Source organism: Pseudomonas sp. NFX71 (assembly GCF_048079215.1).
GTDB classification, from domain to species: Bacteria; Pseudomonadota; Gammaproteobacteria; order Pseudomonadales; family Pseudomonadaceae; genus Aquipseudomonas; species Aquipseudomonas fluorescens_B.
This window is the reverse complement of sequence record NZ_CP182230.1, coordinates 3,964,653-3,990,765: the sequence shown is the minus strand read 5'-3', so window position 1 is coordinate 3,990,765 and position 26,113 is coordinate 3,964,653. Positions and strand designations below refer to the sequence as shown.

Here is a 26,113-nt window from a genome sequence, read left to right as displayed (position 1 = left end):
AGAAGTGATCATGCCCGCAGCAAACGCCGCAAGTCCCTGGTACAAGCACCTTTGGCCGTGGATCATCATCGCCATCCTCGCCTGTTCGGTGACGCTGACCTTGTCCATGGTAACGATCGCGGTGAACAACCCGGACAACCTGGTCAACGACAACTACTACGAGGCCGGCAAAGGCATCAACCGCTCCCTCGACCGCGAGCTGCTGGCACAGACCCTGCTCCTGCGCGCCAGCGTGCACCTGGATGACGTGACCGGCGAAGTCGATCTGCGCCTGAGCGGCAACAGCCAGCCGAAAACCCTGGAGCTGAACCTGATCTCGCCGACCCAGCCGGAGAAGGATCGCAAGATCACCCTCACCCGCAGTGAAACCGGACAGGGCCGCTACATCGGCCAGTTGAGCGACAAGGTCGATGGCCGCCGCTTCGTGGAACTGCTGGGCACTCAGGACGACCACATCTGGCGTATGTTCGAAGAAGAACTGGTCAGCCATGACAAGGAACTGCTGCTGGGCGACGAACCGCTGCAAGGCGCTGAAGACCTGAAGAAATAAATGTGCGAATGCGATCAAATGTGGCGAGGGAGCTTGCTCCCGCTGGGGGGCGAAGCGCCCCCAAAACCTGCAAACCGGTCCTTTCAGTCTTAGCGAGTGCGCCGACTTGCGACTGCTACGCAGCCGAGCGGGAGCAAGCTCCCTCGCCACAATGGTTTTCATGGCAACACACATGACCACGCCACTCCCCTGCTACCACTGCGCCCTGCCCGTCCCGGCCGGCAGCCGCTTCACCGCTGTCGTCCTCGGAGAAACCCGCGAATTCTGCTGCCCGGGTTGCCAGGCCGTGGCCGAAGCGATTGTCGCGGGTGGACTGGAAAGCTATTACCAGCATCGCAGCGAAGCCTCGGCCAACCCCGAAGCGTTGCCGGTACAGTTGGTGGACGAGCTGGCGCTGTACGACCGCGCCGACGTGCAAAAGCCGTTCGTGCGCCACGACGGCGAGCTCGCCGAAACCACCCTGTTGATGGAAGGCATCAGCTGCGCGGCATGCGGCTGGCTGATCGAGAAGCACCTGCGCGGCTTGCCGGCGGTGGCGGAAGCGCGGCTGAACCTGTCCAACCATCGCCTGCACGTGCGCTGGGCCGATGCGCAATTGCCCCTGAGCCAGGTGCTCAGCGAACTGCGGCACATCGGCTACGCCGCACACCCCTATCAGGCCGACCGCGCCAGCGAACAACTGGCCAGCGAAAACCGTCTGGCCCTGCGCCAACTCGGGGTCGCCGGGCTGCTGTGGTTCCAGGCGATGATGGCGACCATGGCCACCTGGCCGGAATTCAACATCGACCTCAGCCCCGAGCTGCACACGATCCTGCGCTGGGTCGCACTGTTCCTCACCACGCCGATCGTGTTCTACAGCTGTGCGCCGTTCTTCAAAGGCGCGATGCGCGATTTACGCACCCGCCACCTGACCATGGACGTCTCGGTGTCGCTGGCGATTGGCAGCGCCTATGTCGCCGGGATCTGGACGTCGATCACCGGGGTCGGCGAGCTGTATTTCGATGCCGTCGGCATGTTTGCGCTGTTCCTGCTCGCCGGGCGTTATCTGGAGCGGCGCGCCCGGGAGCGCACAGCCGCCGCCACGGCACAACTCGTCAATCTGCTGCCCGCCTCATGCCTGCGGCTAAGTGCCGACGGCCAGAGCGAGCGCATCCTGCTCAGCGAACTGCATGTCGGCGACCACGTGCTGGTGCATCCCGGGGCGATCCTCCCGGCCGACGGCAAGATCCTCGACGGCCAGTCAAGCATCGACGAGTCGCTGTTGACCGGCGAATACCTGCCGCAACCGAGAACCCTCGGCGATGCCGTTACCGCTGGCACCCTGAACGTCGAAGGCGCTCTGACCGTAGAAGTCCTCGCCCTTGGCCAGGACACCCGGCTGTCCGCCATCGTCCGCCTGCTGGACCGCGCTCAGGCCGAGAAACCTCGCCTGGCAGAGATCGCCGACCGCGCCGCGCAATGGTTCCTGCTGCTGACGCTCATCGCATCTGCCTGCATTGGCCTGCTTTGGTGGGAACTGGATTCCTCGCGAGCCTTCTGGATTGTCCTGGCGATGCTCGTCGCGACCTGCCCGTGCGCCTTGTCCCTCGCCACGCCGACCGCCCTCACCGCCGCCACCGGCACGCTGCACAAGCTTGGGCTTTTGTTGACGCGCGGCCATGTGCTCGAAGGCCTGAACCAGATCGACACGGTGATTTTCGACAAGACCGGCACACTCACCGAAGGGCGCCTGACGCTGCGTTCGATCCGCCCCCTCGGTGCACTCGACAGCGATCAGTGCCTGAGCCTGGCCGCCGCCCTCGAGAACCGATCCGAGCACCCGATCGCCCGGGCATTCGGCCGCGCGCCGCTGGCCGCGGAGGAAGTCCACAGCACACCGGGGCTGGGCCTGGAAGGCGTGGTCGGCGAGCAGCGCCTGCGCATCGGCCAACCGGGTTTTGTCTGTGCACTCAGCAACGCCGCCGTACCGCTGATGCCCGATGAGGCCGGTCAGTGGCTGCTGCTCGGCGACGGTCAGGGACCACTGGCGTGGTTCGTCCTCGATGACCGTTTGCGCGCCGATGCGCCGGCGTTACTGGACGCCTGCAAGGCGCGCGGCTGGCGGACACTACTGCTGTCGGGCGACACCTCGCCCATGGTCGCCAGCGTCGCCGCGGAACTGGGCATCGACGAGGCCCGCGGCGGTTTGCGCCCGGACGACAAATTGCAGGTCCTGCAGCAGCTGCACAAGGAAGGTCGCAAGGTGTTGATGCTCGGTGACGGGGTCAACGATGTGCCGGTACTGGCCGCCGCCGACATCAGCGTCGCCATGGGTTCGGCCACCGATCTGGCGAAAACCAGTGCCGACGCCGTGCTGTTGTCCAACCGCCTCGACGCGCTGGTGCAGGCCTTCAGCCTCGCCTGGCGTACCCGTCGGGTTATCATCGAGAACCTGCTGTGGGCCGGCCTGTACAATGGCCTCATGTTGCCGTTCGCCGCCCTCGGCTGGATCACGCCGGTGTGGGCCGCGGTCGGCATGTCGATCAGTTCGTTGACCGTGGTGCTGAACGCCCTGCGCCTGACTCGCCTGCCGAGCACGCCGGCCGCCAGCGCCACGCCAGAAACCCGCCCGCTGCCGGCCTGAGCCGCGCGGGCATGGAGCCTCCCATGCCAGCTCTCTACGTGATGATCCCGGCCGCGCTGCTGATCGTGGCCATCGCGGTCTACATTTTCTTCTGGGCGGTCGACAGCGGTCAGTACGATGACCTCGACGGCCCCGCCCACAGCATCCTGTTCGACGACCAGGACCCGAATCACACCGCGGCGGTCGATGAGGCCAGCGGCCACCCGGTCAAACCGGACGACAAGGCGCCCCCGCATGTTTGAGTTGGCGCCACTGCTGGTGTCTGCGGTGATCCTCGGCCTGCTCGGCGGCGGCCATTGCCTGGGTATGTGCGGCGGCTTGATGGGCGCATTGACCCTGGCGATTCCCAAGGAACAACGCAGCCGACGCTTTCGATTGCTGCTGGCCTACAACCTCGGGCGAATTCTCAGCTACGCCACTGCCGGCCTGCTGATCGGCCTGGCGGGTTGGGCGGTGGCGAACAGCCCGGCAGCGATGTTCATGCGCATCCTCGCCGGATTGCTGCTGATTGCGATGGGGCTTTATCTTGCCGGCTGGTGGAGCGGACTGACCCGCATCGAAAGCCTCGGGCGCGGTCTGTGGCGGCATATCCAGCCTGTCGCGAACAAACTACTGCCGGTGTCGAGCGTGCCCCGCGCCTTGTTGCTCGGCGCACTCTGGGGCTGGCTGCCCTGCGGGCTGGTTTACAGCACGTTGCTGTGGTCAGCGAGCCAGGGTAATGCGCTGGACAGTGCATTGCTGATGCTCGCGTTCGGCCTTGGCACCTGGCCGGTGTTGCTCGCGACGGGGCTGGCGGCCGAGCGCGTTACGGCGCTGTTGCGCAAACGCAGCGTGCGCATGACCGGAGGACTGCTGGTCATGCTGTTCGGCATCTGGACCTTGCCTGGACCGCATCAACATTGGCTCATGGGGCACTGAACCGTGGCGAGGGAGCTTGCTCCCGCTGGGGCGCGAAGCGGCCCCAAAAAAAAGGACTGCTGCGTATTCCAGCGGGAGCAAGCTCCCTCGCCACAAAAACCAACCACCGCCCCCCATCGCCGTTGATGCAAATCAAGATGCCCCAACGCCGCCTCCCATAGACTTGCCGACACTGCCAGCCTATCCGGGGGAATGCCCGCATGATGCTCGACGCCATTCGTTGGGATACCGATCTGATCCGCCGCTATGACCTGGCGGGACCGCGCTACACCTCCTACCCGACCGCCGCGCAGTTCGATGGTCATATCGGCTCCTTCGACCTGCTCCATGCGTTGCGGGAAAGCCGCAAGGCCCTGCGCCCGTTGTCGCTGTATGTGCACGTGCCGTTCTGCGCGAACATTTGTTACTACTGCGCCTGCAACAAAGTCATCACCAAGGATCGCGGCCGAGCCCTGCCCTACCTGCAACGCCTGGAGCAGGAAATCCAGCTGATCGCCTGCCACCTCGACCCGGCGCAAAAGGTCGAACAACTGCACTTCGGCGGCGGCACGCCGACCTTTCTCAGCCATGACGAATTGCGCCAGCTGATGGCCCAGTTGCGCAAAAGCTTCAGTTTGCTGGACGACGATACCGGCGACTACGGCATCGAGATTGACCCGCGCGAAGCCGACTGGTCGACCATGGGCCTGCTCCGTGAACTGGGTTTCAATCGCGTCAGCATCGGTTTGCAGGATCTCGACCCGGCCGTGCAACGAGCGGTGAATCGCCTGCAAAGCCTGGAAGAAACACGGGCGGTGATCGATGCCGCACGGACCCTGCAATTCCGCTCGATCAACATTGACCTGATCTATGGCCTGCCCAGACAGACACCCGACAATTTCGCCCGCACCGTCGAAGAAGTGATCAACCTGCAACCGGACCGGTTGTCAGTGTTCAACTATGCGCACTTGCCGGAGCGCTTCATGCCGCAACGGCGAATCAACAGTGACGAGCTACCGACGCCGGCGCAGAAACTGGAGATGCTCCAGCGCACCATCGAACAACTGACCGCCGCCGGCTATCGCTATATCGGCATGGACCACTTCGCCCTGCCCGACGATGAGCTGGCGATTGCCCAGGAAGAATCGACCCTGCAACGCAATTTCCAGGGCTACACCACCCACGGTCATTGCGATTTGATCGGGCTGGGCGTCTCGGCCATCAGTCAGATCGGCGACCTGTACTGCCAGAACAGCAACGACCTCAACCAGTACCAGAACGCCTTGGCCTCCACGCAACTGGCGACCAACCGCGGCCTGCTGTGCAACGCCGACGACCGTGTCCGGCGGGCGGTGATCCAACAGTTGATTTGCCGTTTCAACGTGGAATTCACCGAGATCGAGCAGGCCTTCAACATCGACTTTCGCGGTTACTTCGGCAAGCTGTGGCCACAGTTGCAAGGCATGGCCGCAGACGGGCTGATCGAATTGAACAATGACCGCATCAACGTACTGCCCGCCGGACGATTGCTGGTGCGTTCGGTGTGCATGGTGTTCGATGCCTACCTGGAGGAACAGAACCGCCAACGGTTTTCGCGAGTGATCTAACGCTTCATCGCCCCTCACCGCGCTGTGACAAAACGGCACAGCGCTGGCCTGATTGTCTTCCCGTGAGTTACCCTTACGTCTTATGTGTGTTTTCCCACAAGGATTTAAGAAAATGTCCGAGCCAGTAAAGCTGCGTGCTCATAACCAGGCCCATTGCAAGGATTGCAGCCTGGCTCCCCTCTGCCTGCCACTTTCTCTGAATCTGGAAGACATGGATGCGCTGGACGAGATCGTTAAACGTGGTCGCCCGTTGAAAAAGGGCGAATTCCTGTTCCGTCAGGGCGACGTTTTCGATTCCGTGTATGCAGTACGCTCTGGCGCCCTGAAAACGTTCGGCCTCAGCGATGGCGGTGAAGAACAGCTCACCGGCTTCCATTTGCCGAGCGAACTGGTCGGGCTGTCGGGCATGGACACGGAAAAACATCCGGTCTCGGCGCAAGCACTGGAAACCACCTCGGTCTGTGAAATTCCGTTCGAACGCCTCGACGAACTGGCGCTGCAACTGCCGCAGTTGCGCCGTCAGCTGATGCGCGTGATGAGCCGAGAAATCCGCGACGATCAACAAATGATGTTACTGCTGTCGAAAAAAACCGCCGACGAGCGCATTGCCACGTTCCTGGTGAACCTGTCGGCACGCTTCCGCGCTCGCGGATTCTCGGCCAATCAGTTCCGCCTGAGCATGTCGCGCAACGAAATCGGGAACTACCTGGGCCTGGCGGTGGAAACCGTGTCACGGGTGTTCACGCGCTTCCAGCAAAACGAACTGATCGCCGCCGAAGGCAAGGAAATCCATATCCTTGACCCGATCCAGCTCTGCGCCCTGGCCGGTGGCTCGATCGAAGGTTGATTGCGACGATGGCGGCTGAGCGAAACGGTTCAGCCGCCGGTATACTGCGACGTTTGCAGCCTGCCAGGACAACTCGACGATGGTCTTCGACTCCTTCGACATAAAATCCCTGATCCGCCCTGTGATCGACTTCCCGAAACCGGGTGTCATCTTTCGCGACATTACCCCGCTGTTCCAGTCGCCCACGGCCCTGCGCCTGGTGATGGACAGCTTTGCCCACCGTTACGTCGAGGCTGACTTCACCCACATCGGTGCCATGGATGCCCGTGGTTTCCTGATCGGTTCGGTGCTGGCCTATCAGTTGAACAAGCCGCTGGTGCTGTTCCGCAAACAAGGCAAACTGCCGGCCGACGTGCTGGCCGAGGGCTATGCGACCGAGTACGGCGAAGCCTTCCTTGAAGTGCACGCCGACAGTCTTTGCGAAGGCGATTCGGTGGTGATGTTCGATGATTTGATCGCCACCGGCGGCACGCTGATTGCGGCGGCCAACCTGATTCGGCGTATGGGTGCGCGGGTGCATGAAGCGGCGGCGATCATTGATTTGCCGGAGCTGGGTGGGTCGCAGCGACTGGAAGACATGGGGATTCCTGCTTTCTGCCTGACGCAGTTTGCGTTGAGCGATCAGTAAGCCGAGTCTGGAAGGATGCCCATCGCGGGCAAGCCCGCGATGGGCCAGCCGCCACACCGCCAACTACAACCCCATCTGCTTGCTGATGATCTCGTTCATCACTTCCCGCGTCCCGCCGCCAATCGAAAGAATCCGATTATCGCGGTACAGCCGCTCCACCAGACTCTCGCGCATATAGCCCAGGCCACCGAGAATTTGCACCGCATCCGTGGTAATCCGGTCCGCCGTGTCCGTCGCAAAATTCTTGGCCATGGAAATTTCCTTGATCACGCTCTGCCCGGCAGCCATTTTCGCCGCCTGCCGGTAGGTGAATTCCCGTGACACTTCCAGCGCCGTCGCCATTTCCGCAAGGCGATGCTTGAGCACCTGAAATTTGCCGATGGGTTTGCCGAACGCTTCGCGCTGACGCGCCCACTTCAGGCTTTCCTCCAGCGCCAGCTGCGCGGTCATGTTGGCCATCAGCGCCAAAGCCAGGCGTTCACTCTGGAAGTTGCCCATGATGCAGGCGAAGCCCATGTTTTCGGCGCCGATCAGATTGCCTGCAGGTATGCGGCAATCGTCGAAGAACAGCTCGGCCGTGTCAGACGCCCACCAGCCCATTTTCTTCAATTGGCGGCCGACGGTAAAACCCGGTGTGCCCTTCTCGATCAACAGCAGGCTGATACCGCCGAAACCCGGTTCGCCGGTGCGCACCGCGACGGTGTAGTAATCCGCGCGCACGCCACTGGTGATAAAGGTTTTGCTGCCGCTGACCCGATAGCAGTCACCGTCACGCACGGCGCGGGTTTGCAGGTTGGCCACATCGGAGCCGCCGCTGGGCTCGGTGACAGCCAGTGCGCTGATCTTTTCGCCGGCCAGCACGGGCGGCACGACGCGATCCCGGACCTCGGGCCTGGCCCATTTGAGGATCGGCGGCAAGCCGATGTCCAGCGAGCCTAACCCGGCGACCAATCCACCGGAGCCGCAGCGCATCAACTCTTCGCTGGCGGCGATTTTGGCGAACAGATCACCTTCGTGGCTGCCCCCCAGGGCTTCGGGGTAACCGATCCCCAGAATCCCTGCCGCACCGGCCTTGAGGTAAAGCTCGCGGGGAAAGCTCTCGGCCTCTTCCCACTGGTCGATGTCCGGAAGAATTTCACGCTCGACGAAACGTCTGACGCTGTCACGGACCAATTGGTGGCTGGGGTCGAAGTATTCCTGAAAGGCAGGCATCGGCGAACTCCACTGAGGGGTCCAGCGAAGTTAACCGAGCGCTTGCTTGGTTTTCAATAGGGAGATGGGTGGAGCATAAAAAAGATCGCAGCCCTCGGCAGCGCCTACAGGGTGCACACAAAATTCTGCAGGCGCTGCCGAAGGCTGCGATCTTTTGACTTTGATGTGGTTACAGCGCTATCGGCTTACGCCCGGCAAACGAATGCGCCAACGTCCCGCCATCCACCAGCTCCAGCTCGCCACCCAACGGCACGCCGTGGGCAATGCGCGAGGCGATCAGGCCTTTATTGTTGAGCAACTGGGCAATGTAGTGCGCCGTGGCTTCACCTTCGACCGTCGGGTTGGTCGCCAGGATGACTTCGGTAAACGTGCCCGCCTCTTCTATCCGTGCCAGCAACTGCGGAATCCCGATGGCTTCCGGCCCGAGCCCGTCAAGCGGTGACAGATGGCCCTTGAGGACAAAGTAGCGCCCCCGGAAACCGGTCTGCTCCACCGCGTAGACGTCCATCGGACCTTCCACCACGCACAGCAAGGTGTCGTCGCGACGGGTATCGGCGCATTGCGGGCACAGGTCGTCTTCGGTCAGCGTGCGGCACAAACGGCAGTGCCCCACGCCTTCCATGGCCTGGCTCAACGCCGACGCCAGGCGCGAGCCACCGCTGCGATCACGTTCGAGCAGTTGCAATGCCATGCGCTGGGCAGTTTTCTGACCGACACCTGGCAAAATTCGCAGGGCATCGATCAGTTGGCGAATCAAAGGGCTGAAGCTCATGGGGAAACGTCCGACAAAACAACGAGACGCGGTTTATACCCGCGCCTCGTATGAGCGTCAATTATTCAGTCCTGCGCGACCCGCACCACCAGTTTGCCGAAGTTGCGTCCTTCCAGCAGACCGATGAACGCCTCGGGTGCGTTCTCAAGACCATCGACCACGTCTTCACGGAATTTTACCTTGCCGTCGCGCACCCACGGCGCCATGGCGCTGACAAACTCCGGCTGGCGATCACCGTAGTCATCAAACACGATGAACCCCTGGATGCGCACACGCTTGGTCAACAACGTGCGCTGCAATTGCGGCAGGCGATCCGGGCCGGTCGGAGCTTCGTGGGCGTTGTACGACGCGATCAAACCACAGAGCGGAATGCGAGCCTTGGGGTTGAGCAACGGCACCACCGCGTCGAATACCTTGCCACCGACGTTCTCGTAATAGATGTCGACGCCCTGGGGACACGCCAGCGCCAGGTCATTGGCGAAGTCGGGGCTCTTGTGATCGATGCAGGCATCGAAGCCCAACTCATCCACCACATAACGGCACTTGTCCGCGCCACCCGCCACACCGACCACACGCAGGCCCTTGATCTTCGCCACCTGGCCGACCACCGAACCCACGGCACCGGACGCCGCAGCGACCACCAGGGTTTCGCCGGATTTGGGCTGGCCGATGTCCATCAATCCCATGTACGCGGTCATGCCCGGCATGCCGAGCACACCCAGCGCCATCGATGGGCTCGGCAGCCCGGACGGCACCGGAATGATGTTGCGGCCGTCGCTGATGCTGTGGCTCTGCCACCCGGTAGCGCCGACGACCAGATCACCTTCGTGAAACTTGGGATTCAGCGAACGCTCGACCCGGCTGACAGCCCCGCCGGTCATCACCTCGTCGATTTCCACCGGCGCCGCGTAGGACGGAGCGTCACTCATGCGCCCTCGCATGTAGGGGTCCAGTGACAGAAACAGGGTCTTGAGCAATACCTGACCGTCGGCCAGGTCCGGCAGCGCTTCCCGTTCCAGGCGGAAATTCTCTGGCGTCGGTGCACCCACCGGGCGCGAGGCCAGAACGATACGTTGGTTGAGGGTCAATGCTTCAGGCATGTGAGCGTCTCCTTTGATCGATGAATTCGGCGGTATAGGGGAGCAGACCTTTGTGCCGGTGTCGCGTTCGATGTTTCTGCTTTTCATTGTGGCGAGGGAGCTTGCTCCCGCCAGGTCGCGAAGCGACCTCAAAAAAGGGACTGCTGCGCCCGAGCGCGGACCGGTCCGCGAGGAGCAAGCTCCCTCGCCACAGGGATTTACAAAATCAGGCAGAAACAAAAATGCCAGGCGCAATGCCTGGCATTTTTTAGCTCATCCTACGCGCCCTGGCGAATCAGAATGGCAGTTTCATGCCCGGTGGCAATTGCATGCCAGCGGTCATACCGGACATTTTGTCCTGGCTGTTGGCTTCGATCTTGCGCACGGCGTCGTTGACGGCGGCGGCGAACACGGCCTCCAGCATTTCCTTGTCATCTTCGCTCAGGCCTTCGACCAGGCTTGGATCGATGGTCACGCGCTTGACGTCGTGACGACCGGTCATCACCACAGTGACCATATCGCCACCGGCTTTACCGGTGACTTCGGCGTTGGCCAGTTCTTCCTGCATCTTGGCCATTTTTTCCTGCATCTGCTGCGCCTGCTTCATCAGGCCGGCCATGCCACCTTTCATCATGGGAATCACCTCAAAAGTACTTGGATAAAAACAGCGCCCCGGCCCTTGCGGCCGGACGCCTTCAGTTATTAGCCCTGACTGGCCAGGGCTTCGACAGGTTCAATAGTATCGTTACGGACCACCGCACCGAACTGCTGCATCATTTGCTGGATGAACGGATCACCGTGAATCGACTCCTCTGCCTCGCGCTGGCGGTTGGCGCGGCGCCGGGACGCAGCCTGGGCCGGGGTTTCCTGCTCGGGCTTGATCAGCTCCATGCTCAGGGTCAGCGTGCGCCCGTGAAACTGGTTCAACGCATCGTTGAGACGACGCTGCTGCGTCGCGTTAAACAAGGCGCTGTGGGCCGGATCCAGGTGCATCAGCCAATGGTCGCCCTCCACGGAGATCAGCGTGCAGTTGGCGGCGATGCTGCCGGTCATACCGGAAATCGGCAGTTTCGGGAACAGCTCCAGCCATTGCAGGGCCAGGCCGGTAGCAGGCATGGCGGCTGGCTCAGGCTCGGGCTCCGGTGCTGGTTCGGCAGTATGTTCACTCGCCAGTTCATCGAGGTAGCTGTAAGCCGAATCCATGTCCGGCTCGATGTAATCCTCGTCCAGCGGCGGCTCGTCGTCGGAGTCGACGCCCGGGGTAGCGGCGTCGACGTCGGCCACGGACGGCTCGGGGATAGGCGCAGCGGCCCACTCCGGCGCGTCTGGCACAACGCTGTCAGGCGTCGGCAACGGCATCGGGGGCAATTCGGGTTGTTCGCCGGCTGTTTCCAGCACCGGCTCGACGGCTGGCTGCTGAACGACTTCGGGCTCCACCGGGTCGTTCCATGGCAGATCGACGACGGCTTCAACCGCGACGGGCTCGGGCACGATAACCGGGTCAGGCACGACAACGGGCGCGACCGGCACGGGAGCTGGAGCTGGAGCTGGAGCAACTGCCGCAGCGACGGGTGCAACTGCCGCAGCGACTACCGGCGCAACAACCGGCGCGGCAGCCACTGAGTTTGCGGAATCAACTGTGGCCTGGCTGATCCCCACTGGCTTTAGCGGTTGCCTCGGTGCGTCTTCGGTGTCTGCGGGCCGGAACGCCAGCATTCGCAGCAGCACCATTTCAAACCCACCGCGCGGATCCGGCGCCAGCGGCAAGTCGCGGCGGCCGATCAGGCCCATCTGGTAGTAGAACTGCACGTCTTCGGCCGGCAAGGCCTGGGCCAGCGCCAACACTCGGTCGCGGTCGCCGTGGCCGTTGTCGACGCCTTCAGGCAAGGCCTGGGCGATGGCGACACGGTGCAATACGTTAAGAATTTCCGAGAGCACGCCATTCCAGTCGGGGCCTTGTTCGGCCAGATGACGCACGGCTTCGAGCAACGCCTTGGCATCGCCTTCGATCAGCGCATGCAAAACGTCATACACCTGGCCGTGATCAAGCGTGCCGAGCATTGCCCGCACGTCGGCGGCCATGACTTTGCCTTCACCGAAGGCGATCGCCTGATCGGTGAGGCTCATGGCGTCGCGCATCGAGCCATCGGCGGCGCGGCCCAGCAGCCACAGCGCGTCGTCTTCGAACGGCACGTTCTCGACGCCCAGCACGTGGGTCAAATGCTCGACCACACGTTCCGGGGTCATGTTTTTCAGGGAGAACTGCAGACACCGCGAAAGAATGGTTGCAGGAAGTTTCTGCGGGTCAGTCGTCGCCAGAATAAATTTGACGTAGGGCGGCGGCTCTTCAAGGGTTTTCAGCAGCGCATTGAAGGAATGGCTGGAAAGCATGTGCACTTCGTCGATCAGGTAGACCTTGAAGCGCCCGCGGCTAGGGGCGTACTGCACGTTATCGAGCAGCTCACGGGTGTCCTCGACCTTGGTCCGGCTCGCGGCGTCGATCTCGATCAGGTCGACGAAGCGGCCTTCATCGATCTCACGGCACACCGAGCACTCGCCACAGGGCGTCGAAGTGATACCTGTTTCACAGTTCAGGCATTTGGCGATGATCCGCGCGATGGTGGTCTTGCCGACCCCGCGCGTCCCGGTAAACAGGTAGGCGTGGTGCAGCCGCTGGCTGTCCAAGGCATTGATCAGAGCCTTGAGCACATGGGTCTGGCCGACCATTTCGCGGAACGAGCGCGGACGCCATTTACGTGCAAGAACCTGATAACTCATCGAAAACCGTCGCCACGAAGGAACACAAGCGGCTAATGCTAGCGGAGCAAGGCCAAAATTGCATCCGGCGCGCTCGTCTAATCTGGCTAAGATGCACTTTGGGGCTTTTATCGGCTCGGGTTTCATCAGTACCGGAGCGTTTATGCGGCTGGCCTTGGGGGCACTGCTGTTGATGAGTCTGAACGGCGCGGCTGCCGAAACGCCGTTGCGCTTCGTGGTGCCTGATAGCTGGGCGATGCCGATGGTGCAACTGGAGCGCGGCCAGCCGACCCAGGGCATCCTGCATGACGTGATGGTCAGCCTCGCCACCCAGGTCGGCGTTCCGGCCGAATTTCACGTACTGCCCCGAGCGCGGGTGCAAGGCGCAATGGAACACGGCGAGGTCGATGTCCGCTGCTATGCCGCGCAATCGTGGCTGCCGAATCAGTCAGGGGACTACCTCTGGAGCATTCCACTCTGGACCCAGCCCGACGTGCTGATCAGCCGGCGACAACCGGAGATCGCGGTGACTCCGGCAAACTTGCCGCGACAAACCATCGGTACGGTGCTCGGTTACAGCTACCCGACCCTGCAACCGCTGTTTGACGCCAGCCACCTGCTTCGCGAAGACGCGCGCAACCAGGAACAAGTGCTGGAAAAGCTTCTGGCCGGACGCTATCGCTATGCCGTGAGTAACCAGTGGTCGCTGGACTGGTTCAATCAACGCTTGCTGCCTGAGCGGCAACTGCAAGGCGTGGCGGTGCTACAGGAGCAAAGTGTCGGTTGCTACGTGCGCAACGATCCGAAAGTGCCGGTGCAGCGAATCCTGCGCACCCTGCTGAGGATGAAAATGTCCGGGGAAATCGATGACATCATCCGGCTTTATGTTGGTAAACCCTGAAACCGCTCGCTCCCACATGCCTGACAAACGAAGTCGGGAGATTTGATCAAGCCCCCCGCCATTGCTGTGGCGCAACAAACGCTTCGACCCACTCCGGCACCTCCGCTGCCGGCATCGGCCGGGCGATGAAATAGCCCTGGGCAACCTCGCACCCCAGTTGCAACAGCCGCTCACCATGCTCAATGCTTTCCAGCCCCTCGGCGATCACCTGCCGGCCAAACGCCCGGGCCAGGCCAATGACCGCCGTGGTCAGGGCCAGGTCATCGTGATCATGCAGAATGTCGCGGATGAACGACTTGTCGATCTTGATAGTCTGGGTGCGCAAGCGCTTGAGGTAGCTCAGCGATGAGTATCCGGTGCCAAAGTCACCCAATGAAAACTGCACCCCGAGGGCCTGACAGGCCTGCAAACAAGCGCTGACATGCTGGATGTTTTCGATGGCCACCGACTCGACGATTTCCAGGTCGAGCATCTGCGGCGCGACCCGGGCATGCCGGGCGAGCACCTGGCTGAGGCGATCGACGAAATCGGCCCGCTGAAAATGCCGGGCGGCAATGTGGACGCTGATCGGCCAGCTCTGCCCCGCTTGCTGCCAGCGATCCAGCTGCAGCAACACCTGATCCATCACCCATTCACCAATATCGATGATCAGGTCCGTTTCCTCCACCAGCGGCAGAAACTCCCGGGCCGGCACCGTACCGTTTTGCGGGTGTTCCCAGCGCAACAGCGCCTCGAAGCCAACGACAACACCATGACGCATATTGACCTTGGGCTGGAAATACAGGCGCAGCTCACCGGCGGCCAGCGCCTGGCGTACGCGTTCGACGGTCTGGTGAGTGGCCTTGACCTCTTGATCCCGGAACACATCGAACAAATGGAAGCGATTGCGCCCGCTCTGCTTGGCCACGTACATGGCCTGATCGGCATGACGCAGCAAAGTTTCAGCATCTTCATTGTCGTGGGGAAACAGGGTGACGCCGATGCTGGCATAGACATTCAAGACCTTGCCCTGCAGCGCGTACGGTGCGGAAATCGCCCCCAGCACGCGGTTCAGCGCCGCACGCAGCTCCGGCACATCACGCACATAACGCAACACCAGCACGAACTCGTCACCGGCGAGCCGCGCCACTACATCCTCGCTGCGAACGATGTCGCGCAAACGCTTGGCCACCTCCACCAGCAGCAAATCGCCACTGGCGTGCCCGTAGCCGTCGTTGACCGCCTTGAAGCCGTCGAGGTCGAGCATGCACACCGCCAGCGGAATGTTTTCCTCGCGGGAGAAAGCCAGCGCCTGATCCAGCAGATCCGAGAGAAACGCGCGGTTGGGCAGACCGGTCAGCACGTCATGGCCGACTCGCCATTGCAAGGAATGCAACAGTTGGCGTTTTTCGCTGATGTCGAAGCGAATCGCCAGGTAACGGTGAATCCGCCCGGTGGCGTCATCCAGCACCGGCACCAGCGTGCTTTCAACCCAATACAGACGGCCATCCTTGGCGCGATTGCAGATCTCGCCCTTCCAGACATTGCCCAAAGCGATGGTGCGCCACATCCCGGCAAAAAAATCAGCGGAGTGCAGACCGGAGTTGAGCAGGCGATGGTTCTGCCCGAGCAGTTCGTCGCGGCTATAGCCGGATACGGCGCAAAACTGATCGTTGACGTAGGTAATCCGGCCGGTCAGGTCCGTCTCGGAAAAAATGGCGGCGGCATCCACGGCCCTGCGGTATTTCTCATCCATGAGTCAGGCTCACTGTCGCTAGCGGTGGTACCGCTCGACCAGCGCACAATGCCCGGAAGAGATGTTTTGAATCGTCCTGCGCAGAGCCACGTGATCACTCCATTTACAGCGATTGATGGCCCATTGGCAGCCGAACATCAACTAGGCTCAAAGACCCTGATAAAGGGCAGGAACAACGATTTCGGTAACATTTTGCAAGGCCTCAGGATCGCATCAGGGCTCCGCATACCGCTCGCAGGAGCGCAATGCGGGCTCATCCATATCAGCCGAACTTCCGAAAACAGATCACCGAATACCCCTTTGGATCGGCGATTCTACGAAATGCATCACATTTTGCAAAGCAAGGTGATGGATCATGCAGTTGTCTAATGCAAAAATCTATCGTTAAGTTCTTGATTCTAAATGGGAATTGAGCGATGCAAATTTCAAGTTTGGGTCCAGCCATCCGGCGTTACCGCAAGGTCGCGGGGCTTACTCAGGCTGAACTCGGCGAAAAAACCGGTTTTGACCCCAAAACCATCAGCCGCTTCGAAACCGGCACCTACACTCCCAGCGTGGAAGCTCTGTTCCTGCTTGCCGACGTGCTGGACGTGAAGCTGAAAGCCTTTTTCGCAGATATGGGCGACGAAGACGAACAGCGGGCGTACCTGTTCGCAGTCATACACAAGGCCACCCCGAAGGATCTGGGAAAGCTGATTGCAGCGGTTGACCAGGCCTTGTCCAAGCCTTAGTGGCAGAAATGAAAAAAGGAGGCCGACTTGTCGTGATTCGACAGGTCGGCCTCCTTTTTTTGCGTCCGCTTTTCAAAAACGCAAACGACGAAAATCCGCCCTGGATGAAATCCATGGCAGAGCGACAAGACGGTTTTTTTGATGGATAACGCGAGAGAAGGCTCGCGAGGCGTTATGGAGGCAACCCCACCAGCCACACCCCGGCACACAATGTTCCCGCTGTGGCTGCTTCCTTCCGGATCTGACCAGGTTCACGGGTAATCGTTGCGGGGGGACCGATGGGGTCACCATAACGACGCTCACCTGACGGCGAGCCGCGCCATTGTACCTGTCTGAGACGAAGTTACAACCGTTCGAGCGGATTAAAAATATGAACGGCTTCAAGGACATGCGGTACGCCTGAAAATCCTATTGCGCCAACACCTCATCCGCCCTGCCACCTTCCTGCTGGATCACCAGGTGAATGAAGTGCAACTTGGCGATCACCGCTGGCGGCAGGACGAATGGATAGAAATCCGGCTGGCCCATGCTGCGCGACAGTTCGTTGAGCATGCCGGCCAGTTCGATCCAGGCATTGACGAAGGACAGGAACGCCGCCCCGCCAGGATGTTGCGGATCGTAGAGCGTGTCGAGCGGGAACGGCTGGTAGTCGAAATCCATGTCCCGCGCGCTCATGCCGAAACCCAGGGCCGTGTCCACCGCGTCCATCATGTGCAGGTAATGCGCCCAGGTTTCTGCCCAGTCTTCCCATGGATGCATGGTGGCGTAGGCGCTGACGAACTGTTGCTGCCAGTCGAGCGGCGCGCCTTGCTGGTAATGGCGATCAAGGGCATCGGCGTAACTCGCGCGCTCATCACCAAACAGGTTGCGAAACGGTTCCAGCCACTGGCCGCTGGCGATCAGCCGATCCCAGTAATAGTGCCCGACTTCATGACGAAAGTGCCCGAGCAGCGTGCGATAGGGTTCGTGCATTTGCACCCGGACCTGCTCGCGGTGGGCGTCGTCGGCTTCCTTGATATCAAGGGTGATCAGGCCGTTGGCATGACCGGTGGTCGGCGGTTTGCCTTCGAGATCTACCCCCATGAAATCGAAGGCCAGTCCGGTCTCTTCGTCCACGGTTTTGGGGATGACCTGCAACCCCAGGCTGACCAACTGCGCGACCAGCCGACGCTTGGCGGTTTCGACTTTGCGCCAGCGTTCGTGATTTTCAGGAATCGATAAATCAGGAATGGTGCGATTCAGGCTACAGGCGATACACAACGCATCGTGGTCGTTGGCGGGCAACAGCCAGTTGCACGCGGCAGGGGAATCGAGATTGGCGCAGCGGCGGAACACACCGGCGTCTGGATCGGCATCGAGAATCCAGGTGTCCGCGTGCAAGCCGGGTTGCAGCGACGACAAGCGACTGTGTTCAGGCTGATAGCCCAACGCCGCCGAACAGGCCAGGCACTGGCTGTTGCGAAAGAACAGCGACTGCCCACAGCGGCAATGCCAGACCTTGCTGTTGCGCGAACGCTCGCCGATGAAGGGGGCGGCAATGCGCGAGCTGAGCTGTTCGAAGAAGCGGTGCATGGCGATCTCTCCCTGGGGCTTGCCAAGACTAGATCATTGCCGCGCGAAGATCGTTCCCACGATAAACACACTGGTGTGCATTGCTTTTGTGGCGAGGGGATTTATCCCCGTTGGGCTGCGCAGCAGCCCCAAATCCGGCGATTGCATTATCACAGACAGATTGCGGGCACCGGTTTTGCGACGACTGCGTCGCCGAACGGGGATAAATCCCCTCGCCACAGGTTTTGTGTCAGACCGGGATGCCGTGTTGTTTCAGGAAATCGACAAACGCTTCTTCATCGAGCACCTTCAACCCCAGCTCATTGGCCTTGGCCAACTTGGAGCCGGCCCCGGGCCCCGCCACCACGCAATGGGTCTTGGCCGATACCGAGCCGGCCACCTTGGCGCCGAGGCTTTCGAGTTTGTCCTTGGCGACGTCACGGCTCATCAATTCCAGCGAACCGGTCAGCACCCAGGTCTGCCCGGCCAGCGGCAGTCCTTCGACGACTTTCTTCTCGCTCTGCCAGTGCATGCCAAAATCACGCAACTGCTTTTCGGCGGCCTCAGCGATCTGCCGATTGTCCGCAACCGCAAAAAACTCGCGGACCGAATTGGCCTGTTTCTCCGGCAGCGTCTGACGCATGTCCAGCCAGTCAGCGCCGAACACGCCTTCCAGCGAACCGAATCTGTCCGCCAGTTTCTGCGCCCCGCCCGGTCCGACCGACGGAATGTTCAGCTTGTCGAGGAAACCGCCCAGCGTCGTGCTGGCGGCAAATTCGGCCCCCAGCTCGCCCTGATCCTGAATCTGCAGGCCATGCTTGAGCAACTTCGCAATAACCTGCTGGTTATGCGCATCTTCAAAGAAGCTGTGGATCTCGTGAGCCACTTCCAGGCCGACATCCGGCAAGTACGTGAGCACGTGCGGCAATGCTTGCTGAACCCGCTCCAGCGAGCCGAGAGAGCGCGCCAGAACCTTGGCCGTCTCTTCACCGACATCGGGAATACCGAGGGCGTAGATAAACCGCGCAAGGCTGGGTTTCTTGCTGTCTTCGATAGCGCTTAGCAGCTTCTTGCTCGACAGCTCCGCAAACCCTTCCAGATCAACAATGTCGTCAAACGTCAAGGCATACAGATCGGCCGGAGAACTCACCAGGCCTTCATCGACCAGTTGCTCGACGCTTTTATCGCCAAGCCCTTCAATGTCCATCGCACGACGCGAAACAAAGTGAATGATTGCCTGCTTGAGCTGCGCACCGCAGGCCAGTCGCCCGACGCATCGATACACCGCGCCTTCACTGACGGTCTCGCGCCCCTTGCTGCGTTTGACCAGCTGCGTGCGTTCGACATGGGACCCACACACCGGGCACTCCTGCGGAATCTGCACCGGACGCGCATCATCCGGACGGCGCTCCACGACCACTTGCACCACTTGCGGAATCACATCGCCCGCACGGCGGATGATCACGGTGTCGCCGATCATCAGGCCCAGACGCGCGACTTCGTCCATGTTGTGCAGCGTCGCGTTGGCCACGGTGACGCCCGCCACCTTGACCGGTTTCAAGCGCGCCACGGGCGTTACCGCACCAGTACGACCGACCTGGAACTCGACGTCGAGCAACTCGGTGAGCTCTTCCATGGCCGGAAATTTGTGGGCAATCGCCCAGCGCGGCTCGCGAGCGCGGAAACCCAGCTCACGCTGGGAGGCGATGCTGTTGACCTTGAACACCACGCCGTCGATTTCATAGGCCAGCCCGCTGCGGCGTTCACCGATGTCGCGGTAGTAATCCAGGCACTCATCGATACCGTGCGCCAGTTTCAACTCGCGACTGATGGGCAAGCCCCACGCCTGAAGCTGTTTCAGATTGCCGATGTGCGTGTCGGCAATGTCCGCCGAAACCTGGCCGATGCCATAGCAACAGAACTCCAGCGGGCGGTTGGCAGTGATCTTCGAATCCAGCTGGCGCAAACTGCCCGCCGCCGCGTTGCGCGGGTTGGCGAAGGTCTTGCCGCCGACTTCCAGTTGCGTTGCGTTGAGCCGTTCGAAACCCGCTTTGGACATGAACACTTCGCCGCGCACTTCGAGGGTCGCCGGCCAGCCGCTGCCTTGCAGTTTGAGCGGGATGTTGCGCACGGTGCGCACATTGACGCTGATGTCTTCGCCGGTGGTGCCGTCACCGCGGGTGGCGCCACGCACCAGCACACCGTCCTGATAAAGCAGGCTGACCGCCAGGCCATCGAGTTTCGGTTCGCAGCTGTATTCCACCGCACCGCCGCCGCCAAACAGGTCGCCGGTCGGCAGATCGAGGCCTTCGGTCACCCGACGATCGAACTCGCGCATGTCGGTTTCTTCGAAGGCGTTGCCGAGGCTGAGCATCGGCACTTCGTGGCGCACCTGAGTGAACGCCGACAGCGCCGCGCTGCCGACGCGCTGGGTCGGCGAGTCGCTGGTGACGAGGTCGGGGTTGGCCGCTTCAAGGGCCTTCAACTCATGGAACAACCGGTCGTATTCGACGTCCGGAATGCTCGGCTCGTCCATCACGTGGTAGCGATAGTTGTGCTGATCCAGCTCAGCGCGCAGCTCTAGAATGCGGGTTTTGGCGGCGGTCATGGGTGTTCTCTCATAAAGCAAAAGAGCAGCCGAGGCTGCTCAATCTCATTTCATCAAGATCAGGAGATCGCAGCCTCGTTTCACTCGACAGCTCCTACAGGTATTGCGATTTTCTGTAGGAGCTGTCGAGTGAAACGAGGCTGCGATCTTTTGACCTTAGCGTTTCTGGGTCAGGGCGCGACGTTCGAATTCAACGATGCGCTGACGGTAATGCTCGATCGTCTGTGCGGTCAGGACGCTGCGCTGGTCGTCTTTCAGTTCGCCGTTCAGTTCCTGGGACAGTTTGCGCGCCGCAGCCACCATCACGTCGAAGGCCTGCTTCGGATGACGCGGGCCTGGCAGACCGAGGAAGAAACTCACGGCCGGGGTGCTGAAGTGGTCGATGTCGTCCAGATCGAAGATGCCCGGCTTGACCGCATTGGCCATCGAGAACAGGACCTCGCCATTGCCGGCCATGCTTTCGTGGCGGTGGAAAATGTCCATCTCGCCGAAGCGCAGGCCGCTTTCCAGAATGTTCTGCAACAGCGCCGGGCCCTTGAAGCCGGCAGCGTCGCGGCAGATCACGCTGATGACCAGCACTTCTTCGGCTTGCGGTTGTTCCTTGTCACTGACTGACGGCGAGGCCTTGGTGTCATCCGGGAAATCGTCGTCACGGCTGCTGAAGCTCGGGCCGCCATCCAGATCCAGGCTGAGGTTCATGTCGCCTTGCGACGGTTCGCCATGGCCACGCTTGCCGCGCTTGGAACCCGATTCCCGCGGTTCACGGGCAGGCATGCTCACCGACGGCAGGTCGTGCTCGTCCAGTTGCGGTTCCTTGTGCGTATCCAGGACGCGGGGCGGGCCCAACAGCTCGGCGCTGGTGTCCTCGTCCGGCAAATTGGACAGGCTCCGGTCCAGACGGAATTTCAGTTTTCCCTTGCCGCCGCGCATGCGACGCCAGCCATCGAAAAGAATACCGGCAATGACAATAATGCCGATGACGATCAGCCACTCGCGCAGACCGATTTCCATGTAATCCCGTGCCTCTATAAAAAATGCTGAAAAATAAGGGGTTTACAACTCGCAAACCGCTTTAAAACGTGGCGCCAACTCTATGTTCTGACAGGCGTTTTGCCCACGTATACGAAAAATTGACATTAAACTAGCACGACCCAAGGCAACTTTACACCGTCTGTCACAATGGCTTGCGCGAATATGTCGATTGGCCAGCAAGTAGAAGCGATCAGAAAAGCCCTACAGACTAAAAATACTCGCCCTTCAAGCGCTGGTTCAGGCATCCACCATCGCCATCGCCTCCTCGACATCCACTGCCACCAGACGCGAGCATCCCGGTTCGTGCATCGTCACCCCCATCAATTGATCGGCCATTTCCATGGCGATCTTGTTGTGGGTGATGTAGATGAACTGCACCGTCTGCGACATCTCTTTCACCAGCCGTGCGTAGCGTCCAACGTTAGCGTCATCCAGTGGCGCATCCACTTCATCAAGCATGCAGAACGGCGCCGGATTCAATTTGAAGATCGCAAAAACCAGGGCCAGTGCGGTCAGGGCTTTTTCGCCGCCGGAGAGCAAATGGATGGTGCTGTTCTTCTTTCCGGGCGGCTGCGCCATGATCGTCACCCCTGTATCGAGTAGATCTTCGCCCGTCAGTTCCAAATACGCGCGTCCTCCACCGAAAACTTTTGGGAAAAGCGCCTGTAAACCGCCATTGATCTGATCAAAGGTATCTTTGAAGCGGTTGCGGGTTTCCTTGTCGATCTTGCGAATCACGTTCTCCAGGGTATCCAGCGCTTCGACCAGATCGTCGTTCTGCGCATCCAGATAACGTTTACGCTCTGATTGTTGCTGATATTCGTCGATGGCCGCGAGGTTGATCGCGCCGAGGCGCTGAATGCGCGCGGCAATGCGCTCGAGCTCCTCTTCGGCGTCCTTTTCGCTGGCTTCGGTCGTCAGCGTGGCGAGCACGCCGTGCAGGTCGTAGCCGTCTTCCAGCAATTGATCTTCCAGGGTCTTGCGGCGCACGGTCAGGGCTTGCCATTCCATGCGCTGCGTTTCCATCTGGCCACGAATCAACTGCGATTGCTGCTCGGCCTGGTTGCGACGCTTCTCGGCGTCACGCAGTTCACGGTCGGCGTCTTCAAGGGCAATTTGTGCGGTCTTGAGTTCTTCGTCGACGGTCATGCGCTTGTCGAGCAACTCTTCGAGCTTGAGGCGCAGCTCTTCCAGCGGCGCCTCGCCCTCCTCCAGATTGAGGCTCAGCTGTTCGCGTTTTTCAGTCAGGCGCTCGGACTGCATCTCCAGCCGTTCCAGCGCCTGACGCGTCGAGTCGTGTTGCGCCTTGAGCGATCCCAGACGCACCGCCAATTGATGCGCGTGATCCTTGTGCTGACGGGCCTCCTGGCGCACGCGGTCCAGCCGCTCGCGCAGGCTGTCACGCTGGGCCAACAGCAATTCGCGCTGCTCGGTGTCCAGCGCCATGGCATCGAGGGCCTCCTGCAATTGCAGGCGCGCTTCGCCGATGTTTTCGTGCTCCAGAGCGCGCTGTTCGGCCAGCTCGGTGAGTTCTTCATCGAGCCGGGTACGGCGCAAGGTCAGTTGCTCGACCTTGGCCTTGCCCGCGGACAACTGAGCTTTCAATTCGCCTTGCTGACGCGCTTCGTCTTGCAGCAGACGGCGCAAATGCTCGCGGCCGTTTTCCTGCTGACGCTGTTGCGCCCGCAGATTTTGCAGTTGGGTTTCCAGAGTTTCGACCGTGGCTTCACGCTCTTCACGCTCAACAGTCAGGTGCTGGATTTCCTGACCACGGGCGAGCACGCCGCTTTCCGCTTCGCTGGCCCGGCGCACACGCAGAAAGTGGCGCCCGACCCAATAACCGTCGCGACTGATCAGGCTCTGGCCGGCGCTCAACTGACCACGCAGGGCCAAGGCCTGTTCGAGGCTTTCAACCGGTTTGACCTGCCCCAGCCAGGGCGACAGATCGACCTGCGCCTCGACCTTGTCGAGCAGGCTGCCGGGCACGCGCACGCCATCACTGGCGGGGCTGAGCAAACGCAAATCGCCCTGGGCAAAACCGGCCAGATCGAAATCACCGAAATCGTCCACCAGCACGGCTTGCAGATCGGCACCAAGCACGGTTTCCACCGCCAGCTCCCAACCGGCTTCAACCTTGAGGCCTTCGGCCAGTCGCGGGCGATCAGCCAAATGTTGTTCGCGCAGCCATTCAGCAGTGCCGGTGCCCGGATCGAGCGCGGCTTGCTGCAAGGCTTCAAGCGAGGCGAGACGGCCGTTGAGGCGCTGCAAATCGCCCTGCGCCTGTTGCTGGGCCGACAGCGCTTGCTGCAATTCCTGACGCAGTTGCTCAAGGCGCTCGACCTGGGCCTCTTCACTGGCCTGCAAGTCTTCCAGCGTCGCTTCACTCGCGGCGAGTTGCTCGCTGAGTTCCATGATCGCCAGGTCTTCCGGGTCCGCCGAGAGCAACGCGCGCTCTTCGCCAAGACGCTTTTGACGATCCGCCAGGCGTTCCATGCTGGTTTCCAGCTGCTGGATGCGCGATTGCTGGACTTCAGATTGGCGACGCGGTTCGGCGGCGGTCAGGTTGAACGTGTCCCACTGTTCCTGCCAACCGTGCATGGTGGTTTCGGATTCTTCCAGCGCGGCGGCGGCCTCTTCAGCGGCAGCGCTGGTGACTTCCTGTTCCGGCGTGAGCATGTCCAGCTCTTCGCCGAGGGTCAGCAGCAACGTGCGGTCGTGGCCCAGATGCGATTCGGTTTCCAGGCGCGCGCGCTCGGCTTCTTTCAAATCGTCCTGCAACTGACGCAAACGTTGCTGACCGTGCTGGATGCTCTGCTCGACCCGGGCGATGTCGCCGCCGACCGAATAGAAACGCCCCTGCACCAGATTGAAGCGCTCGGACAGGTCATGGTGCCCGTCACGCAAGCGTTCGATGCTCGCGTCGGCGTTGCGCTGCTCGGCAACCAGCGCTTCGAACGTGACTTCCTGGGTGCCGATGATCGCTTCGCGCTGACCGACCTGTTCGTTCAACGCCTGCCAGCGCAAAGCAGACAATTGCGCCTTGAGCTGACGCTCCTCGCCCTTGTATTCCTGATACTTCTTGGCCGCCTCGGCCTGGCGGTGCAGGCGTTCGAGCTGACGCGTGAGCTCTTCGCGCAAGTCCGTGAGGCGCTCCAGGTTTTCGTGGGTGCGCCGAATGCGGTTTTCGGTCTCGCGCCGGCGCTCCTTGTACTTGGAGATGCCCGCCGCTTCTTCAATAAAGTTGCGCAGGTCTTCGGGCTTGGACTCGATCAGTTTGGAGATCATCCCCTGCTCGATGATCGAGTAGCTGCGCGGGCCCAGGCCGGTACCGAGAAAGATATCGGTGATATCGCGGCGACGGCACTTGGTGCCGTTCAGGTAATACGTGGTCTGGCTGTCGCGGGTGACTTTGCGGCGAATGGAGATTTCCGCATAGGCGGCGTACTCGCCGAGCAAGGTGCCGTCGGAGTTATCGAACACCAGTTCGATGCTGGCCTGGCTCACCGGTTTACGGCTGGTCGAACCGTTGAAGATGACGTCGGTCATCGATTCGCCACGCAGGTTCTTGGCCGAGCTCTCGCCCATCACCCAGCGTACGGCGTCGATGATGTTCGATTTGCCGCAACCATTGGGCCCGACCACCGCCGCCATGTTACTGGGGAAGTTCACCGTGGTCGGATCGACGAAGGATTTGAACCCCGCCAGCTTGATGCACTTGAGCCGCACGCTTAAGCGTCCGTCAGGGCAGAGATCACCAGATCGCAACTGCGCTGGCAATACGCCGTCAGCACGGTCCGGATCAGCGCATCGTCACGGGCGATCACGGCCGCCAGCAAGCGTTCGAACAGTTCCAGATACTCGCTCATCGAGGCCTTGCGCTGCTCCAGGGCGAGGAAATACGCACGGCTCATGGCCGGCTGCAGATTCTCGACGGTTTCCTGCAAGTACGGGTTGTTGGCAAACCCGTACGTGGCACGCATCACATTGAAACTGTCGTCGACGAAGGTGTGAATGTCCTGGCGCTCGTAGCTTGCGGTCAGGCGCTGCTGGATCTGCACGAACGGCGCCAGGTCGGCCTGGACTTTCCACCCCGTGGCCACGGCATTGGCGAGCAGGATGTACATCTCGCCCATCAGCGCGCACAGACTCCGCACCTTGTGCGCGGTGAGTTCGGTCACATGTGCGCCGCGTCGCGGAAGAATCGCGATCAGGTGGCGGCGCTCGAGGATCAGCAAGGCTTCACGGACCGAGCCGCGGCTGACATTGAGGGCCTGCGTGACCTTCTGTTCCTGGATGCGCTCCCCGGGCTTCATTTCGCCACGAATGATGCGTTCGGCGAGGTGGTGAGCAATTTGCTCGGCGAGGCTGTCCGGCGCCTTGAACGTCATGGTTGTCCCTTCAAACTCTTCGATCTGCACAAGCGGCGCAGTGTAGCGCAGATGAAGGGTCATGGCGGAGTGCCCACTCGGCGGTTTTTGGCACGAATCCCGCAAAAAAGCAGGCAATCCCGTGAGGGTCAATAATGAAGGAACAGGTTGTTGATCGACAAAATGCTATTTCCTGACCTTTAAGTCAGAAAATCA

20 protein-coding genes and 1 other RNA gene are annotated in these 26,113 nt (G+C 61.1%); 9 read left to right on the top strand and 12 right to left on the bottom strand.

Annotation, left to right across the window (positions count from 1 at the left end):
• Nucleotides 1–10: 10 nt before the first annotated feature.
• The 7 genes from ACM1ZW_RS18450 (at nucleotide 11) to ACM1ZW_RS18420 (ending at nucleotide 7,152) form a co-directional block, all read left to right on the top strand.
• Entirely contained in the window at nucleotides 11–550 is a 540-nt protein-coding gene (locus tag ACM1ZW_RS18450; protein WP_017337531.1) for a FixH family protein, read from the top strand.
• A gap of 172 nt (nucleotides 551–722) precedes the next feature.
• Complete coding sequence (locus tag ACM1ZW_RS18445) at nucleotides 723–3,173, top strand: heavy metal translocating P-type ATPase (protein WP_416739001.1); 2,451 nt, start codon at nucleotides 723–725, stop codon at nucleotides 3,171–3,173.
• A gap of 23 nt (nucleotides 3,174–3,196) precedes the next feature.
• Entirely contained in the window at nucleotides 3,197–3,415 is a 219-nt protein-coding gene (gene ccoS / locus ACM1ZW_RS18440; protein WP_017337529.1) for a cbb3-type cytochrome oxidase assembly protein CcoS, read from the top strand.
• A complete protein-coding gene (locus tag ACM1ZW_RS18435; protein WP_017337528.1) occupies nucleotides 3,408–4,091 on the top strand; it encodes a sulfite exporter TauE/SafE family protein in 684 nt (227 codons plus the stop codon). The genes ccoS and ACM1ZW_RS18435 overlap by 8 nt, the downstream gene beginning before the upstream one ends.
• A gap of 203 nt (nucleotides 4,092–4,294) precedes the next feature.
• Nucleotides 4,295–5,677, top strand: coding sequence for an oxygen-independent coproporphyrinogen III oxidase (hemN, locus tag ACM1ZW_RS18430; protein WP_416740822.1), 1,383 nt, complete (start codon nucleotides 4,295–4,297; stop codon nucleotides 5,675–5,677).
• 112 nt (nucleotides 5,678–5,789) lie between these two features.
• Nucleotides 5,790–6,524 (top strand): fumarate/nitrate reduction transcriptional regulator Fnr, encoded by a 735-nt coding sequence (fnr, locus tag ACM1ZW_RS18425; protein WP_017337526.1) that lies wholly within the window; start codon nucleotides 5,790–5,792, stop codon nucleotides 6,522–6,524.
• 79 nt (nucleotides 6,525–6,603) lie between these two features.
• A complete protein-coding gene (locus tag ACM1ZW_RS18420) occupies nucleotides 6,604–7,152 on the top strand; it encodes an adenine phosphoribosyltransferase (protein WP_414878641.1) in 549 nt (182 codons plus the stop codon).
• A gap of 63 nt (nucleotides 7,153–7,215) precedes the next feature.
• Here ACM1ZW_RS18420 and ACM1ZW_RS18415 read toward each other — a convergent pair whose 3' ends face one another.
• The 5 genes from ACM1ZW_RS18415 to dnaX form a co-directional block, all read right to left on the bottom strand.
• A complete protein-coding gene (locus ACM1ZW_RS18415) occupies nucleotides 7,216–8,364 on the bottom strand; it encodes an acyl-CoA dehydrogenase family protein (RefSeq protein WP_416739000.1) in 1,149 nt (382 codons plus the stop codon).
• Between the two features lie 169 nt (nucleotides 8,365–8,533).
• A complete protein-coding gene (gene recR, locus ACM1ZW_RS18410; protein WP_017337523.1) occupies nucleotides 8,534–9,136 on the bottom strand; it encodes a recombination mediator RecR in 603 nt (200 codons plus the stop codon).
• Nucleotides 9,137–9,201: 65 nt separating this feature from the next.
• A complete protein-coding gene (locus tag ACM1ZW_RS18405) occupies nucleotides 9,202–10,236 on the bottom strand; it encodes an NADP-dependent oxidoreductase (protein ID WP_017337522.1) in 1,035 nt (344 codons plus the stop codon).
• A 274-nt stretch (nucleotides 10,237–10,510) separates the two neighbouring features.
• The gene (locus ACM1ZW_RS18400) at nucleotides 10,511–10,849 is read right to left on the bottom strand and encodes a YbaB/EbfC family nucleoid-associated protein (protein ID WP_008028561.1); all 339 of its coding nucleotides are present in this window, start codon (nucleotides 10,847–10,849) and stop codon (nucleotides 10,511–10,513) included.
• A gap of 68 nt (nucleotides 10,850–10,917) precedes the next feature.
• Nucleotides 10,918–12,993: a DNA polymerase III subunit gamma/tau gene (dnaX, locus tag ACM1ZW_RS18395; RefSeq protein WP_416738999.1), complete on the bottom strand. Its 2,076-nt coding sequence runs from the start codon at nucleotides 12,991–12,993 to the stop codon at nucleotides 10,918–10,920.
• A 142-nt stretch (nucleotides 12,994–13,135) separates the two neighbouring features.
• Here dnaX and ACM1ZW_RS18390 point away from each other — a divergent pair, with 142 nt between their 5' ends.
• On the top strand, nucleotides 13,136–13,873 hold the full coding sequence (locus ACM1ZW_RS18390) for a substrate-binding periplasmic protein (RefSeq protein ID WP_416738998.1): 738 nt from the start codon (nucleotides 13,136–13,138) through the stop codon (nucleotides 13,871–13,873).
• Between the two features lie 46 nt (nucleotides 13,874–13,919).
• Here ACM1ZW_RS18390 and ACM1ZW_RS18385 read toward each other — a convergent pair whose 3' ends face one another.
• A complete protein-coding gene (locus ACM1ZW_RS18385) occupies nucleotides 13,920–15,608 on the bottom strand; it encodes a putative bifunctional diguanylate cyclase/phosphodiesterase (protein WP_416738997.1) in 1,689 nt (562 codons plus the stop codon).
• Nucleotides 15,609–16,024: 416 nt separating this feature from the next.
• Between ACM1ZW_RS18385 and ACM1ZW_RS18380 the strand changes: the two genes are divergently transcribed.
• Nucleotides 16,025–16,339 (top strand): helix-turn-helix domain-containing protein, encoded by a 315-nt coding sequence (locus tag ACM1ZW_RS18380; RefSeq protein WP_017337518.1) that lies wholly within the window; start codon nucleotides 16,025–16,027, stop codon nucleotides 16,337–16,339.
• Between the two features lie 184 nt (nucleotides 16,340–16,523).
• On the opposite strand, the gene ffs is transcribed toward ACM1ZW_RS18380, so the two are convergent.
• The 6 genes from ffs to ACM1ZW_RS18350 form a co-directional block, all read right to left on the bottom strand.
• Nucleotides 16,524–16,620, bottom strand: an RNA gene (ffs, locus tag ACM1ZW_RS18375) — signal recognition particle sRNA small type.
• A 127-nt stretch (nucleotides 16,621–16,747) separates the two neighbouring features.
• Entirely contained in the window at nucleotides 16,748–17,911 is a 1,164-nt protein-coding gene (locus tag ACM1ZW_RS18370; protein WP_414878633.1) for a putative zinc-binding metallopeptidase, read from the bottom strand.
• A gap of 229 nt (nucleotides 17,912–18,140) precedes the next feature.
• Nucleotides 18,141–20,498, bottom strand: a complete 2,358-nt coding sequence (gene ligA / locus ACM1ZW_RS18365; protein ID WP_416738996.1) for an NAD-dependent DNA ligase LigA — start codon at nucleotides 20,496–20,498, stop codon at nucleotides 18,141–18,143.
• Nucleotides 20,499–20,654: 156 nt separating this feature from the next.
• Nucleotides 20,655–21,509 (bottom strand): cell division protein ZipA, encoded by an 855-nt coding sequence (gene zipA, locus ACM1ZW_RS18360; RefSeq protein ID WP_017337515.1) that lies wholly within the window; start codon nucleotides 21,507–21,509, stop codon nucleotides 20,655–20,657.
• A 258-nt stretch (nucleotides 21,510–21,767) separates the two neighbouring features.
• The gene (gene smc / locus ACM1ZW_RS18355) at nucleotides 21,768–25,256 is read right to left on the bottom strand and encodes a chromosome segregation protein SMC (protein ID WP_017337514.1); all 3,489 of its coding nucleotides are present in this window, start codon (nucleotides 25,254–25,256) and stop codon (nucleotides 21,768–21,770) included.
• A gap of 2 nt (nucleotides 25,257–25,258) precedes the next feature.
• Nucleotides 25,259–25,918, bottom strand: coding sequence for a GntR family transcriptional regulator (locus tag ACM1ZW_RS18350; RefSeq protein ID WP_031318616.1), 660 nt, complete (start codon nucleotides 25,916–25,918; stop codon nucleotides 25,259–25,261).
• Nucleotides 25,919–26,113 lie beyond the last annotated feature (195 nt).

Coding starts and splice junctions, on each gene's coding strand:
- ACM1ZW_RS18450 (WP_017337531.1), top strand. CDS start 11: ATGCCCGCAGCAAACGCCGCAAGTCCCTGGTACAAGCACCTTTGGCCG.
- ACM1ZW_RS18445 (WP_416739001.1), top strand. CDS start 723: ATGACCACGCCACTCCCCTGCTACCACTGCGCCCTGCCCGTCCCGGCC.
- ccoS (WP_017337529.1), top strand. CDS start 3,197: ATGCCAGCTCTCTACGTGATGATCCCGGCCGCGCTGCTGATCGTGGCC.
- ACM1ZW_RS18435 (WP_017337528.1), top strand. CDS start 3,408: ATGTTTGAGTTGGCGCCACTGCTGGTGTCTGCGGTGATCCTCGGCCTG.
- hemN (WP_416740822.1), top strand. CDS start 4,295: ATGCTCGACGCCATTCGTTGGGATACCGATCTGATCCGCCGCTATGAC.
- fnr (WP_017337526.1), top strand. CDS start 5,790: ATGTCCGAGCCAGTAAAGCTGCGTGCTCATAACCAGGCCCATTGCAAG.
- ACM1ZW_RS18420 (WP_414878641.1), top strand. CDS start 6,604: ATGGTCTTCGACTCCTTCGACATAAAATCCCTGATCCGCCCTGTGATC.
- ACM1ZW_RS18415 (WP_416739000.1), bottom strand. CDS start 8,364: ATGCCTGCCTTTCAGGAATACTTCGACCCCAGCCACCAATTGGTCCGT.
- recR (WP_017337523.1), bottom strand. CDS start 9,136: ATGAGCTTCAGCCCTTTGATTCGCCAACTGATCGATGCCCTGCGAATT.
- ACM1ZW_RS18405 (WP_017337522.1), bottom strand. CDS start 10,236: ATGCCTGAAGCATTGACCCTCAACCAACGTATCGTTCTGGCCTCGCGC.
- ACM1ZW_RS18400 (WP_008028561.1), bottom strand. CDS start 10,849: ATGATGAAAGGTGGCATGGCCGGCCTGATGAAGCAGGCGCAGCAGATG.
- dnaX (WP_416738999.1), bottom strand. CDS start 12,993: ATGAGTTATCAGGTTCTTGCACGTAAATGGCGTCCGCGCTCGTTCCGC.
- ACM1ZW_RS18390 (WP_416738998.1), top strand. CDS start 13,136: ATGCGGCTGGCCTTGGGGGCACTGCTGTTGATGAGTCTGAACGGCGCG.
- ACM1ZW_RS18385 (WP_416738997.1), bottom strand. CDS start 15,608: ATGGATGAGAAATACCGCAGGGCCGTGGATGCCGCCGCCATTTTTTCC.
- ACM1ZW_RS18380 (WP_017337518.1), top strand. CDS start 16,025: ATGCAAATTTCAAGTTTGGGTCCAGCCATCCGGCGTTACCGCAAGGTC.
- ACM1ZW_RS18370 (WP_414878633.1), bottom strand. CDS start 17,911: ATGCACCGCTTCTTCGAACAGCTCAGCTCGCGCATTGCCGCCCCCTTC.
- ligA (WP_416738996.1), bottom strand. CDS start 20,498: ATGACCGCCGCCAAAACCCGCATTCTAGAGCTGCGCGCTGAGCTGGAT.
- zipA (WP_017337515.1), bottom strand. CDS start 21,509: ATGGAAATCGGTCTGCGCGAGTGGCTGATCGTCATCGGCATTATTGTC.
- ACM1ZW_RS18350 (WP_031318616.1), bottom strand. CDS start 25,918: ATGACGTTCAAGGCGCCGGACAGCCTCGCCGAGCAAATTGCTCACCAC.